The sequence below is a fragment of the Achromobacter insuavis genome, from assembly GCF_902859645.1.
GTDB classification, from domain to species: domain Bacteria; phylum Pseudomonadota; class Gammaproteobacteria; order Burkholderiales; family Burkholderiaceae_B; genus Achromobacter; species Achromobacter insuavis.
Genome location: NZ_CADIJR010000012.1, coordinates 1 through 12,513, shown reverse-complemented (window position 1 = coordinate 12,513; position 12,513 = coordinate 1). Strand labels below are relative to the sequence as shown.

Genomic DNA, 12,513 nt, shown 5'->3' with positions numbered 1-12,513 from the left:
ACAGACCGCAATGACCGCTTTCTTCGATCTTCCCGTGCGCCGCCACGAGGTCAATGGCATCCACATCGCCGCCCGCATCGACGGCCAGGGACCACCGCTGCTGCTGCTGCATGGCCATCCGCAGACCCACGCCATCTGGCACCGGGTGTGGCCCGAACTGACGCGCCGCCACACCTGTGTCGCGGCCGACCTGCGCGGCTACGGCGACAGCGACAAGCCCGCCGCGTCGCCCGACCACGCGGCCCATTCCAAGCGCGCCATGGCCGCCGACATGGTGGCGCTGATGCGCGCCCTGGGGCATGAACGCTTCGACGTGCTGGCCCACGACCGCGGCGCCCGCGTCGCGCACCGCCTGGCGCTGGACCATGCCGACGCCGTCGGACGCATGATGCTGCTGGATATCGCGCCGACGCTGGACATGTACGAGAACACCACCCGCGCCTTCGCCCAGGCCTATTACCACTGGTTCTGGCTGATCCAGCCGGCGCCCATGCCCGAGACCATGATCGAGCGCGACCCGGTGTTCTACCTGCGGTCGGTCATGGGCGGCCGCCCCGGCGGCCTGGCGCATTTTTCCGACGAAGCGATGGCCGAGTACGAGCGCACCGCGCGCCTGCCTGGTTGGGCCACCGGCATCTGCGAGGACTACCGCGCCTCGGCCACGCTCGACCTGGAGCACGACCGCCAGGGACGCGCGGCGGGCGAGCGCCTGCGCCTGCCGTTGCGCGTCCTGTGGGGCGAACGCGGCGCGGTGGGGCGCAATTTCGACGTGCTGGGCCTGTGGCGCGCGGTGGCGGACGACGTCTCCGGCGGATCGCTGCCTGGCGCCCACTACCTGGCCGAGGAAACGCCAGACGCCTTGTTGCGCGAGGTGTCCGATTTTTTTGGCTGGGACCGCGGCTAGCCGGCTGTCAATCAAGCCACGGCAGGGGGTAGGGACATCCAAAAAGGGACGCAACCCTGGTGGTAACCTTCGGCCATGAATGCTTCCTTTGCCGATCTGACCGAATTGCCTGAGCCCGAGGACGCGCAACGCGCGTTCCGGACCTCGGATTCCCCCTGCGTTGCCGTTTGTTCCACGCTGTTCGACGACATCTGCAGGGGCTGCGGCCGCACCGCCATGGAAGTGGCCAACTGGGTCTTCATGACCGAAGAGGAAAAGCGCGAGGTCTGGGTCCGCATCAAGGCCCAGGGGTATCCGCGCCGCAACAACTAGCGGCGGCGGGCGGCCGCGGGGGGCGCGGTCTTGAGCATGTCACATGCCGCGGGCTAAATCGCGCTATTGCCCACTTCCGGCCCCATCATGCGCATCGTCCTGGTTACGGATGCCTGGCATCCGCAAGTCAACGGCGTCGTCCGCACCTGGACGACCATGCAGCAGATCCTCACCGAATGGGGCCACGAACTGATCGTGGTGAATCCCCAGGGCAGCCGCACCGTGCCGGCCCCGTCCGAGCCGGACCTGCGCCTGTGCCTGCAGCCCGGGCGGCAACTGCGCCGCATCCTCGGCGACATCGTCCCCGACGCCCTGCACATCGCCACCGAAGGCCCGCTGGGCCTGGCGGCGCGGCGCATGGCGCTGTCGCGCGGCTGGCGCTTCACCACTTCGTTCCACACCATGTTCCCCGACTACCTGCAGGCGCGCATGGGCATTCCCGCCGCGCTGCCGTGGCGCTTCCTGCGCTGGTTCCACCGGCCGTCGCAATGCGTGCTGGTGCCGACGCCGACGGTGCGCGACATCCTGGTGCGGCGCGAGTTCGCCAACCTGCGCGTCTGGTCGCGCGGGGTCGATCCGCGCAAGTTCCAGCCGACCCCCGGCCAGGCGTTCCAGGACCTGCCGCGGCCGGTCTTCCTGTCGGTCGGCCGCGTGGCGCGCGAGAAGAATCTGGACGCGTTCCTGTCGCTGGACCTGCCCGGCAGCAAGGTGGTGGTCGGCGCCGGTCCCGACGAGGCGCGGCTGAAGAAGCGCTTTCCCGAGGCCGTGTTCCTCGGCATGCAGAACGATGACGCCTTGCCGGCCTTTTACAGCGCGGCCGATGTGTTCGTCTTTCCCAGCCTGACGGATACTTTTGGTCTGGTAATGCTGGAGGCCATGGCCTGCGGCACGCCGGTGGCCGCGTTCCGCAGCGAGGCGCCGCTGGCGGTGGTGGCGCAAGGTGTCACCGGTTTCCTCGACGAGGACCTGGCGCATGCCTGTCGCGCCGCGCTGACGCTGGACCGGCACGCGGTGCGCGAGCATGCGCTGACGCGCAGCTGGGATTCGGTGGCCTCGGACCTGCTGGCGTCGCTGGTGCCGCTGACGCCGGGCGCGGAACTGGCCAAACCGCTGATCCAGGCGGGCTGAGCCGCGTTCAGGGACGGGGCGGCCTGCCGTCGCTCCCGCCCGCCGGGCATTCCCCCAGGCAGGCCAAACCGGTACAATGCTCGGCAATCCTGAGGAGCGCTGCGACGACCCTGCGGTTCCCGTCATGGACCATGCCCTGGCCCATGACCCGCGGAACCCGGTTCGCCAGGCTCAGGAATCCTTGTTCAAACGTCGCGCCATGCGCGGCGTTACAGCAACGGCGCTCACCTTTGTCGCGTATGGCGGAAAAGGCGAGCACTCGATTGTCGTGGTGGTTTCGCGTTGTCCGGCCGTATCGTGCGCCGTTCGTTTTTCACGTGGAGCCTACAACACCATGAACGCTGTAACCGATAAATCCTTCTCCGACTACCTCGTCGCCGACATGTCGCTGGCCGGCTGGGGCCGCCGCGAGCTGGCCATCGCCGAAACCGAAATGCCCGGCCTGATGGCCATCCGCGAAGAGTTCGCCGCCAAGCAGCCGCTCAAGGGCGCCCGCATCGCCGGCAGCCTGCACATGACCATCCAGACCGGCGTCCTGATCGAGACGCTGGTGGCCCTGGGCGCCGAAGTGCGCTGGGCCTCGTGCAACATCTTCTCCACCCAGGACCACGCCGCCGCCGCCATCGCCGCGTCGGGCACGCCGGTCTTCGCCGTCAAGGGCGAAACGCTGGAAGAGTACTGGCAGTACACCCACAAGATCTTCGAATGGCCCAATGGCCAGAACGCCAACATGATCCTCGACGATGGCGGCGACGCCACGTTGATGCTGCACCTGGGCACCAAGGCCGAGAAGGACATCTCGGTGCTGGCCAACCCCGGCAGCGAAGAAGAGCGCGTGCTGTACGCCGCCATCAAGAAAACGCTGGAGCGTGATCCGAAGTGGTACTCGACCCGCCTCGCCCTGATCAAAGGCGTGACCGAGGAAACCACCACCGGCGTGCACCGCCTGTACCAGATGTCGCAGAAGGGCGAGCTGGCCTTCGCCGCCATCAACGTCAACGACTCGGTCACCAAGTCCAAGTTCGACAACCTGTACGGCTGCCGCGAATCGCTGGTCGACGGCATCAAGCGCGCCACTGACGTGATGGTCGCCGGCAAGATCGCCGTGGTCGCCGGCTACGGCGACGTGGGCAAGGGTTGCGCCCAGGCGCTGGTCGCCCTGCGCGCCCAGGTGTGGGTCACCGAAATCGACCCGATCTGCGCCCTGCAGGCCGCCATGGAAGGCTTCAAGGTCGTGACCATGGAAGAAGCCGCCGCCCACGGCGACATCTTCGTCACCGCTACCGGCAACTTCCACGTCATCACGCGTGACCACATGAACGCCATGAAGGACCAGGCGATCGTCTGCAACATCGGCCACTTCGACAACGAAATCGACGTCGCCGGCCTGGCCGACTGCAAGTGGGAAGAGATCAAGCCGCAAGTCGACCACGTCATCTTCCCGGACGGCAAGCGCATCATCCTGCTGGCCCAGGGCCGCCTGGTGAACCTGGGTTGCGCCACCGGCCACCCGTCGTTCGTGATGTCGTCGTCGTTCGCCAACCAGACCATCGCCCAGATCGAACTGTTCACGCGCAACGAAGCCTACAAGTCGGGCGAAGTCTACGTGCTGCCCAAGCACCTGGACGAGAAGGTCGCGCGCCTGCACCTGAAGAAGCTGGGCGTGAACCTGACCACGCTGCGCAAGGATCAGGCCGACTACATCAGCGTGCCGGTCGAAGGTCCTTACAAGCCGAATCACTACCGCTACTGATGCTTGTAGCAAAATAGGGAAGTACCGCGCCATGTCGGCGCGGGCTTTCCGGTCCGCGGGGCTTCCCCGCATCGCCTGGCGATGACGGGGCCGCGGAGCGTCAATACTGGAGGTCGAACATGGCATTGATTCTCGTCTGGATCCTGAACGCGGTGGCCCTGCTGGTGGTGGCCTACCTGCTGCCCGGCATCACCGTGGCCAGCTTCGGATCGGCGCTCATCGCCGCGCTGGTGCTGGGCCTGGTCAACATGCTGGTCAAGCCGGTTCTGGTGCTGCTGACGCTGCCCATCACGATCGTCACGCTCGGTCTCTTCCTCATCGTCATCAACGCCTTGTTGTTCTGGTTCGTCGGCTCCGTGCTGAAGGGCTTCCAGGTCAACGGGTTCTGGTGGGCCGTGGGCGGCGCGATCCTGTACAGCATCATCTCGGGTCTGCTGACCAAACTGATTCCTTGAATTCCCACCCCCCGAGCGCTACGCGCTCCCCCTCAAGGGGGCGTGCCAGCGGGCCGGCAAAGCCGGCTCCGCGACACCCCGAGGGGGCGGCGCCTGTTTCATGCGATGCGCGTGGCGCTATGGATAACTGATCCGATATGTCCGACTCGACTTCCCCTGCATTCAGCCTGGAATTCTTCCCGCCGCGCGACCTCGCCGGCCAGGAACGGCTGGTCCGCGCGGCCAAGCAGATGCTGGCGATCCAGCCCAAGTACGTCAGCGTGACCTTCGGCGCGGGCGGTTCCACCCGCGCCGGCACGGCCGATGCCGTGCGCACGCTGCGCAACCTGGGCTGCGATGCGGCGCCGCACCTGTCGTGCGTCGGCGCCTCGCGCCAGGACCTGCGCGAAATCCTGCAGGCCTACAAGAACGAAGGCGTGCGGCGTGTGGTCGCCCTGCGCGGCGACCTGCCTTCGGGCATGGGCGGCGACGCCGGCGAACTGCGCTACGCCAACGAACTGGTTTCCTTCATCCGCGAGGAAACCGGCGACTGGTTCCACATCGAAGTGGCGGCCTATCCCGAAATGCATCCCCAGGCGGCCAGCGTGTCGGCCGACATGGATCACTTCGTGGCCAAGGTCAAAGCCGGCGCCGATGCCGCCATCACCCAGTACTTCTTCAACGCCGATGCCTACTTCGACTTCGTCGACCGGGCCCAGGCCAAGGGCGTGCGGGTGCCGATCGTGCCGGGCATCATGCCGATCACGAACCACTCCCAGCTGCTGCGCTTCTCGGAAATGTGCGGCGCCGAAGTGCCGCGCTGGATCCGCCTGCGCCTGGCGGAACTGGGCGACGACAAGGCCTCGATCCGCGCTTTCGGCGTGGACGTGATCACCGAGCTGTGCCAGAACCTGCTGGACAACGGCGCGCCGGGCCTGCATTTCTACACGCTCAACCACGCGGAAGCGCCGTTGGCGGTGTGGAAGGAACTGGGCGTGTGATGCTCACGCCGCGCACCGCGCGGCAACGGCAAGGCCGGCATGCATGCCGGCCTTTTTTTTGATGTCGTCACACGGTTGCCTTACGGGGCTGCCATCAGGCGCGTCCTGCCGCCCCGGCCCGTCGGCGAGATCGCGCCATCGCCCGTCGATGGCGCGAGCCCGGCGGGTCAGTCCGCGTACACCCCGGCCTTGCGGATGACCGGGCCCCACTTGTCCACTTCGGACTGCAGCCAGCTCTGCAGCCCCGCAGGCGTCTGCTTGGATTCAGGCACGATCTCGGCGCCCAGTTCGGCCATTTTCTGCGTGAATGCCGGGTCTTTCAGCGCCGCGCGCAAGGCCTCGTTGAACTTGGCGATCACCTCGGGCGGCGTGCCCTTGGGGCCATATACGCCGTGCCAGACCTTGACCTCGAAGCCTTTCAGGCCGTTCTCCTGCAGGGTCGGCGCATCCGGCAAGGTCTTGATGCGGTCCAGCGTGGTGACGCCATAGAGCTTCACGCGCTGCGCCTTGATATGCGGAATGGTCTGGGTGGTCTGGTCGCACAGCACATCCACCTGGCCGCCCAGCAGCGCAGTCAGCGCGGGCGCGGTGCCGGCATACGGAATGGTCGTGAATTGCGTGCCCAGCGCCTCCTGCAGCAGCATGCCGCACAGCTGCGACACCGCGCCCAGCCCGGCGTTGGCCAGGTTGATCTTGTTGCCGTTGGCGCGCGCGTACTTGATGAATTCGACCATGTCGCCCGGCGGCAGGTCCTTGCGGCCCAACAGCGTCATGGGCACGTCCGCCACCTGGCCGACATAGGTGAAATCGGTCAACGGATTGAACGGCAGCTTGCGGTATAGCGCCGGCGCCGTGGCCATGCCGTTGTGGTGGATCAGGAAGGTATAGCCGTCGGGCGCGGCGCGCGCCACGTGCGTGGCCGCCAGCGTGCCGCCCGCGCCGGGACGGTTCTCGACCACGATGCTCTGGCCCAGCGTCTTCGACATGGCGGCGCCCAGGCTGCGCGCCACCACGTCGGTGGGACCGCCCGCCGCGAACGGCACGACCAGCGAAATGGGGTGGTTGGGATAGCTGCTCTGGGCCGCGGCGGGACCGCCGGCCAGGCAGCCCAGGGCCAGCAACGGCCCGGCCAGGCGCCGCCAGGCGCGCGGGAAAATAGGGGTCATGTCTCGTCCTTATCGGTGTTATCGCAACCCGCAAGGCAAGGCATGGCGGGCTGGCGCCAGTGTGGCGCGCCAGCCGGAAGATGAGAATTTGCGGTTTTACAAGCCGGGCTTAGGGAAGGGGAAAGCCGGGTTTATACGGTGGGACGGGTCCTGCGCCCCTATTCCCTAGTTCGGCTGATCCTTCCCCGGATCCTCCGCCAGCACCTGCGGCGCGGGATAGACCGCCTGCGGCACGTCCACGGGTTCGGCGCGCAGGGGCTGGTGGACGCGGCTGGCGGGGACCAGCGAGGCGGGGTCCTCGGGGCTGGCCCAGAGCGGGTCGGGGATCTCGGCGAAGACCTGGCGCAGGCGTTCGCCCCAGGTGCCGCGGATCATGCGGAAATACTCGTTGTGCTCGTCGATGCTGGCGAAGTGCGTGACGCGCAGCGCGTTGGTGTCGTACACCAGCAGGTCCAGCGGCAGGCCGACCGAGATGTTCGAGCGCAGCGTCGAGTCCATCGAGATCAGCGCGCACTTGGCGGCCTCGTCCAGCGTGGTGTCCGGGCGCAGCACGCGATCCAGGATGGGCTTGCCGTACTTGGCCTCGCCGATCTGGAAGTACGGGCATTCGGAGCCGGCCTCGATGAAGTTGCCGGCCGAATACACCTGGAACAGGCGGCAGCGCTCGGCGCCGATCTGGCCGCCGAAGATCAGGCTGACGTTGAAGTCCACGCCCTGCTCGTGCAGGGCCGCGGCCTCGCGCTGGTAGACCGCGCGCACCGCGGCGCCGACTCGGCGGGTGGCCTCGAACATGTCGGGCGCGTTCCAGACGGTTTCGCCGCCTTCGTCGTGCTGGCGCGCCAGCGCGTTCAGCACGGCCTGGCTGACGGCCAGGTTGCCGGACGTCATCAGCACCATCATGCGCTCGCCCGGACGCTCGAAGACGGTCATCTTGCGGAATACGCTGATCTGGTCGACCCCGGCGTTGGTGCGGGAGTCGGACAGGAACACCAGGCCGGAATCGAGGCGGGCTGCTACGCAGTAGGTCATGATCGGAAAAATAGGAAAACCACGCCGCAATTGTATTGCGGCGCGGCCGGCCGGGGTTTTATTGCTGTGAGGCGGTCTGGACCTGCACGCTGATCTCCATGGATTCGTCGCCGCCGCCGCTGCGCACGCCGCGCACCGGCGAGGCCGAGTCGTAATCGCGCCCCACCGCCAGGCGGCAGTGACAATCGGACGCGAATTGGCGATTGGTGACGTCCACGCTGGTCCATCCGACGCCCGGCAGCCAGACGTCGGCCCAGGCGTGGCTGGCGGCGTGTTCGGCGGTGGTGTACAGGTAGCCGCTGACGTAGCGGGCCGGCACGCCCAGGCCGCGCACGCAGGCCAGGAACAGGTGAGCATGGTCCTGGCAGACGCCATGGCCCAGCGCCAGCACCTGGCCGGCGGCGGTGGTGACGTCGGTGGTGCCCGGCTCGTAAGCCACCCGGTCGTAGATGGCGCTGGCCAGCGTCAGTACGTCCGCCGGCGCGTTCAGGCCGTCCGGCAGCACGTCGCGGGCGAAGGACAGGATGGTGTCGTCGGCCTGCGTCAGCGGCGTCTGTACGCAATAGGCGTGCACCGGCAGGCGGCTGTCCTCGCCGCCCAGCGCGCCCTGCGCGAGCGAGCCGACCAGCACCTGCCCGACCACGCGCAGTTCGATCTCGGTGTGCGGACGGTTCAGTGTCAGCGTGTGGGTGATGTTGCCGTAGGCGTCCACCTGCTGCTCCAGCGCGCCGGGCGCCTCGATGTGCCAGCGCAGCACGCGCTGGTGCTCGTCGTCGCGCGGCGTCAGCCGCAGGGTTTGGATGCTGTAGGTGACGGGCGCGGTGTAGCGGTAGTGCGTGACGTGCGTGATGATCTGTTTCATGCCTGTCTCCTTTGTCATGCCGACAGCGGCACCAGGAAGTCCTGGCTGATGCGGTTGCCCAGGTCGTTGATGCGGTCCAGGAAGTGTTCCAGGTACTGGTGCAGGCCGTTGTGCAGGATGTCCTCGACGCGGCCGAACTGCAGCTCGGCGCACAGCATGCCGGCGCGCCGCTCGGTCTCGGTCGAGCGCTGGTTCGAGACGCGCGCAAGGTCGTCGGCCACCGCGCGCATCGCCGCCAGCAGCGAACGCGGCATGTCCGGATGCAGGATCAGCAGCTCGGCCACGCGGTCGGGCGTGATCACGTCGCGATAGACCTTGCGGTAGATCTCCAGCCCGGACATCGAACTGAGCAGCGCCGACCAGCGGTAGAACTCGCTTTGCAGCGAGCCGGACGCGCCTTGCTCGCCGCGGCCTTCCTGCTGCTGTTGCGGCGTGCCGTCGCCATCGCGTTCGTGAAACTTCACATCCAGCATGCGCGCGGTGTTGTCGGCGCGCTCCAGGTGCATGCCGATGCGCAGGAAGTACAGCGCTTCGTCTTCCAGCATGGTGCCGATGGTGACGCCGCGCGCCAGGTGCGAGCGGAACTTGACCCACTCGAAGAACTCGCCCGGGTTGCGTTCCAGCAGCCCGGTGTGCAGGTGCTTGAGCAGCTCCAGCCAGGTGGTGTTGTAGGTCTCCCAGACTTCGGTGGTGAGGCTGCCGCGCACGGCGCGGGCGTTCTCGCGGGCGGCGCGCATGCAGCTGTAGATGGACGAGGGGTTCTCGGCATCGCGCACCATGTACTGCAGCACATCCTGCGGCGACACCGCGGCGTGCTTGGCGTGATACAGCCGCTGCAGCTCGGAGATGCGCAGCACGGCGTTCCACGAGCCTTCGCGCGTCTGCGCGTCCTGCGGCAGCAGCGACATCTGCAGGTTCACGTCCAGCATGCGGGCGGTGTTCTCGGCGCGCTCGGTGTAGCGGCACATCCAGAACAGGTTGTCGGCGGTTCGGCTCAGCATCGTTATTCCTCCAGAACCCAGGTGTCCTTGGTGCCGCCGCCCTGGCTGCTGTTGACCACCAGCGAGCCCTCGGTCAGCGCCACGCGGCACAGGCCGCCCGGCACGGTGCGGATGTCCTTGCCGCACAGCACATAGGGGCGCAGGTCGACGTGGCGCGGCGCCACGCCCGACTCGACGTAGGTCGGCACCGTGGACAGCGCCAGCGTGGGTTGCGCGATGTAGTTGGCGGGGTTGGCGCGCACGCGGTCCTTGAACGCCTCGACCTCGGCGCGGGTGGCCGACGGGCCGACCAGCATGCCGTAGCCGCCGGCGCCGTGCACTTCCTTGACCACCAGGTCATGCATGTTGGCCAGCACGTGCGACAGCTCGTCCGGCCGCCCGCAGCGCCACGTGGGCACGTTCGACAGGATCGGCTCCTCGCCCAGGTAGAAGCGGATCATGTCCGGCACGTAGAGGTAGGTGGACTTGTCGTCGGCAATGCCGGTGCCGATGGCGTTGGCCAGCGTCACGCGGCCGGCGCGGTACACCGACAGCAGGCCCGGCACGCCCAGCGCCGAATCGGCGCGGAACGACAGCGGATCGAGGAAGTCGTCATCCAGCCGGCGGTAGATCACGTCGACCTTGCGCGGTCCCTGCGTGGTGCGCATGTACACCGTGTTCTGTTCGACGAACAGGTCCTGGCCCTCCACCAGCTCCACGCCCATCTGCTGCGCCAGGAAGGCATGCTCGAAGTAGGCCGAGTTGTACATGCCGGGCGTCAGCACCACCACGGTGGGATCGTCGCCGCCATGCGGCGCCACTTCGCGCAGGTTGTCCAGCAGCAGGTCGGGGTAGTGCGCCACCGGCTCGACCTTGATGCGGCTGAACGCGGCGGGCATCAGGCGCATCGACATCTTGCGGTTCTCCAGCATGTACGACACGCCGGACGGCACCCGCAGGTTGTCCTCCAGCACGTAGAACTCGCCGGCGCCGGCGCGCACGATGTCGACGCCGGCGATGTGGCAGTAGATGTCCTCGGCCACATCCACGTCCTGCATCTCGGGGCGGTATTGGGCGTTCAGGAACACCTGCTCGGCCGGCACCACGCCGGCGCGGACGATGTCATGGCCGTGGTAGATGTCGTGGATGAACATGTTCAGCGCCCGCACCCGCTGCTTCAGGCCGGCTTCCAGGCCGCGCCACTCGTCGGCGGGGATGATGCGCGGGATCATGTCGAACGGGATCAGGCGTTCGGTGCCGGCGGCGTCGCCGGCCACCGAAAAGGTGATGCCGACCCGCCGGAAACTCAGGTCGGCCTCCAGGCGGCGCGCCGCCATGGCTTCCGCCGATTGCTCCTGGTGCCAGCGCTCGAAGGCCTGGTAATGGGAGCGTATGCCGCCGGCGCTGTCGCGCATTTCGTCATAGGCGGCGGGACGGGATGGTCTGTCCTTCATGGCTCCTCCGTTGCAGATGCTGACGGCCGGCTTGGGCGCGGCCGTTGTCCGGTCCGTGCAGGACCGGTCTGACTGAATAAGCAACCCGCATGCCAGCTTGGGCTGGGGCGCGCGGGGGCCGCCCTGGAGGTAAATATCCTCTCGTCGGCGGCGGATGGCTACCCTCCGGATGAACGGCGGGTTTGATGGCGCAAGCGGGACGGCAGGCCCCGCTTGGGGGTGAATGGCGGCAACGCCGGGGTGAAACGGGTCGGAATCCTGGCGGCGAGGGGTGACGACGGCAGGGCGGACGGGCCGCGCGGGCGACGCGGGGGTCGCCCGCGGGGGACGCCGCGCGAGGCGGCAATCGGCAATATCAGGGGCAGATCATAGGGCTTGCACCGTTTTGGTGCAAGCCCTTGGGCGAGACTGGTGCGTCAGCGCAGGGTGTAGTGGTGCAGCGTGGTGCCGCCCGGGCCCGGTTGCTCGTTGGGCACATGCGGCACCCAGCCGTCCGGAGTGATGACGGCGTCCAGGCGGAAGTCGTGCGCGGCCGGCGCGTAGTCGGCATCCAGCTCGCCGCAGCTCCAGGCCACGCCGATGGCGGTGAAGGCATGGCCGCGGTCGCGCAGCGCCGCCAGGGTGCGGTCGTAGTAGCCGCCGCCATAGCCCAGGCGGTCGGCGGATTCGGTGTAACCCAGGGTGGGCACCAGCAGCACGTCGGGCAGCACTTCGGCGCCGTGCACCGGTTCCTGGATGCCGTAGGGGCCGGCGCGCAGTTCGGCGTCGGGCGTCCAGGGCAGGAAGGCCAGGGGCGCGTTGCGTTCACGCACCACCGGCAACGCCACCGTGACACCGTTTTCCGTCCACTGCTCCAGCAACGGACGCAGGTCGGGCTCGTCTTCCATGGGCCAGAAGGCGGCCACGGTGCGGGGGGCGGGCCGGCCGGCGCGGACGGCTTCGTCTCGGGCCACGTTGAGCCAGGTGAACAGGCGCGCGCGCATCAGCAGGCCGCCGCGGCTGCGCTGGTCTTCGGGCAATTCGGCACGCAGTTTCCGCAATCGCGTGCGTAGCTGGCTTGCGGTATCCTCTGGAGTATTTTGCGTAGTCATGCGGTAGCTGTAACAGGGGTGAAAAATGAAGGCGACAATGCGGGTCAGCGATAACACGTATAACGGCGCGAACCTGCGCGCGAACCACCGCGTCGGCAACCGCGCCAATGACCGCGCGTATCACCACGCCTGTCTTTGCGCCTATCACTGCGCCGACCCGCAAGCCGCCGCCAAGGTCCGCGCATGAAGGCCGCGCGCAACCCCATGACGGCAGTCCGGGCCCCGCAATCCGGACGGTATCAGAAAACCGGCGGGAAATCCCCGCGCGGCGCCGACGCCCGCGCTGGCCTGCGCCGCTGGCTGCCCTTGCTGGCGCTGTTCACCGCCGCGTGCGCGCCGGTCGACGCCCAGCAGCGCACCGCGGCCGTCAGTCCCCAGCCGCAACCCGCCGCGCAGGCG

General features: G+C 67.9%; 13 protein-coding genes, 1 pseudogene and 1 riboswitch. Of the genes and pseudogenes, 8 read left to right on the top strand and 6 right to left on the bottom strand.

Annotated elements, in window-relative coordinates:
- Nucleotides 1-10: 10 nt before the first annotated feature.
- The 6 genes from H0523_RS09085 to metF all read left to right on the top strand — a co-directional run bounded on the left by H0523_RS09085 (nt 11) and on the right by metF (nt 5,532).
- Nucleotides 11-904 carry an alpha/beta fold hydrolase gene (locus tag H0523_RS09085; protein ID WP_054430753.1) on the top strand — a complete coding sequence of 298 codons (894 nt, stop codon included), beginning with the start codon at nt 11-13 and terminating at the stop codon, nt 902-904.
- Nucleotides 905-979: 75 nt separating this feature from the next.
- Entirely contained in the window at nt 980-1,216 is a 237-nt protein-coding gene (locus tag H0523_RS09080; protein WP_006391895.1) for a DUF1289 domain-containing protein, read from the top strand.
- Nucleotides 1,217-1,303: 87 nt separating this feature from the next.
- A complete protein-coding gene (locus H0523_RS09075) occupies nt 1,304-2,344 on the top strand; it encodes a glycosyltransferase family 4 protein (protein ID WP_054431096.1) in 1,041 nt (346 codons plus the stop codon).
- A gap of 85 nt (nt 2,345-2,429) precedes the next feature.
- Nucleotides 2,430-2,577, top strand: a riboswitch (S-adenosyl-L-homocysteine riboswitch).
- A 101-nt stretch (nt 2,578-2,678) separates the two neighbouring features.
- Nucleotides 2,679-4,097, top strand: a complete 1,419-nt coding sequence (ahcY, locus tag H0523_RS09070) for an adenosylhomocysteinase (protein ID WP_054430752.1) — start codon at nt 2,679-2,681, stop codon at nt 4,095-4,097.
- 119 nt (nt 4,098-4,216) lie between these two features.
- Nucleotides 4,217-4,552, top strand: coding sequence for a phage holin family protein (locus H0523_RS09065; protein WP_006391891.1), 336 nt, complete (start codon nt 4,217-4,219; stop codon nt 4,550-4,552).
- A gap of 137 nt (nt 4,553-4,689) precedes the next feature.
- Nucleotides 4,690-5,532 carry a methylenetetrahydrofolate reductase [NAD(P)H] gene (metF, locus tag H0523_RS09060; RefSeq protein WP_054430751.1) on the top strand — a complete coding sequence of 281 codons (843 nt, stop codon included), beginning with the start codon at nt 4,690-4,692 and terminating at the stop codon, nt 5,530-5,532.
- A gap of 167 nt (nt 5,533-5,699) precedes the next feature.
- Here the strand turns inward: metF and H0523_RS09055 are convergent, their stop codons facing one another.
- From H0523_RS09055 to H0523_RS09030, 6 genes are all read right to left on the bottom strand, one after another.
- Entirely contained in the window at nt 5,700-6,698 is a 999-nt protein-coding gene (locus H0523_RS09055; RefSeq protein ID WP_054430750.1) for a tripartite tricarboxylate transporter substrate-binding protein, read from the bottom strand.
- 165 nt (nt 6,699-6,863) lie between these two features.
- Nucleotides 6,864-7,727 carry a proteasome-type protease gene (locus H0523_RS09050; RefSeq protein ID WP_054430749.1) on the bottom strand — a complete coding sequence of 288 codons (864 nt, stop codon included), beginning with the start codon at nt 7,725-7,727 and terminating at the stop codon, nt 6,864-6,866.
- A gap of 58 nt (nt 7,728-7,785) precedes the next feature.
- Nucleotides 7,786-8,589 carry a transglutaminase family protein gene (locus H0523_RS09045; RefSeq protein ID WP_054430748.1) on the bottom strand — a complete coding sequence of 268 codons (804 nt, stop codon included), beginning with the start codon at nt 8,587-8,589 and terminating at the stop codon, nt 7,786-7,788.
- A 14-nt stretch (nt 8,590-8,603) separates the two neighbouring features.
- Entirely contained in the window at nt 8,604-9,590 is a 987-nt protein-coding gene (locus H0523_RS09040) for an alpha-E domain-containing protein (protein ID WP_054430747.1), read from the bottom strand.
- 2 nt (nt 9,591-9,592) lie between these two features.
- Nucleotides 9,593-11,023, bottom strand: coding sequence for a circularly permuted type 2 ATP-grasp protein (locus H0523_RS09035; protein WP_054430746.1), 1,431 nt, complete (start codon nt 11,021-11,023; stop codon nt 9,593-9,595).
- Between the two features lie 416 nt (nt 11,024-11,439).
- The gene (locus tag H0523_RS09030) at nt 11,440-12,114 is read right to left on the bottom strand and encodes a 5-formyltetrahydrofolate cyclo-ligase (RefSeq protein WP_054430745.1); all 675 of its coding nucleotides are present in this window, start codon (nt 12,112-12,114) and stop codon (nt 11,440-11,442) included.
- A gap of 25 nt (nt 12,115-12,139) precedes the next feature.
- Here H0523_RS09030 and H0523_RS09025 point away from each other — a divergent pair, with 25 nt between their 5' ends.
- Both H0523_RS09025 and H0523_RS09020 read left to right on the top strand, forming a co-directional pair.
- A complete protein-coding gene (locus H0523_RS09025; RefSeq protein WP_156333354.1) occupies nt 12,140-12,301 on the top strand; it encodes a hypothetical protein in 162 nt (53 codons plus the stop codon).
- Nucleotides 12,298-12,513: pseudogene (locus H0523_RS09020) on the top strand (lytic transglycosylase domain-containing protein); the annotation flags it as partial. The gene H0523_RS09025 and the pseudogene H0523_RS09020, both read left to right, overlap by 4 nt.

Bases quoted from the DNA above. Each gene is read 5' to 3' on its own strand.
- H0523_RS09025 (WP_156333354.1), top strand. From the start codon at position 12,140: ATGAAGGCGACAATGCGGGTCAGCGATAACACGTATAACGGCGCGAAC.
- H0523_RS09040 (WP_054430747.1), bottom strand. From the start codon at position 9,590: ATGCTGAGCCGAACCGCCGACAACCTGTTCTGGATGTGCCGCTACACC.
- H0523_RS09050 (WP_054430749.1), bottom strand. From the start codon at position 7,727: ATGACCTACTGCGTAGCAGCCCGCCTCGATTCCGGCCTGGTGTTCCTG.
- H0523_RS09085 (WP_054430753.1), top strand. From the start codon at position 11: ATGACCGCTTTCTTCGATCTTCCCGTGCGCCGCCACGAGGTCAATGGC.
- H0523_RS09065 (WP_006391891.1), top strand. From the start codon at position 4,217: ATGGCATTGATTCTCGTCTGGATCCTGAACGCGGTGGCCCTGCTGGTG.
- H0523_RS09080 (WP_006391895.1), top strand. From the start codon at position 980: ATGAATGCTTCCTTTGCCGATCTGACCGAATTGCCTGAGCCCGAGGAC.
- H0523_RS09035 (WP_054430746.1), bottom strand. From the start codon at position 11,023: ATGAAGGACAGACCATCCCGTCCCGCCGCCTATGACGAAATGCGCGAC.
- H0523_RS09055 (WP_054430750.1), bottom strand. From the start codon at position 6,698: ATGACCCCTATTTTCCCGCGCGCCTGGCGGCGCCTGGCCGGGCCGTTG.
- H0523_RS09075 (WP_054431096.1), top strand. From the start codon at position 1,304: ATGCGCATCGTCCTGGTTACGGATGCCTGGCATCCGCAAGTCAACGGC.
- H0523_RS09030 (WP_054430745.1), bottom strand. From the start codon at position 12,114: ATGACTACGCAAAATACTCCAGAGGATACCGCAAGCCAGCTACGCACG.
- ahcY (WP_054430752.1), top strand. From the start codon at position 2,679: ATGAACGCTGTAACCGATAAATCCTTCTCCGACTACCTCGTCGCCGAC.
- H0523_RS09045 (WP_054430748.1), bottom strand. From the start codon at position 8,589: ATGAAACAGATCATCACGCACGTCACGCACTACCGCTACACCGCGCCC.
- metF (WP_054430751.1), top strand. From the start codon at position 4,690: ATGTCCGACTCGACTTCCCCTGCATTCAGCCTGGAATTCTTCCCGCCG.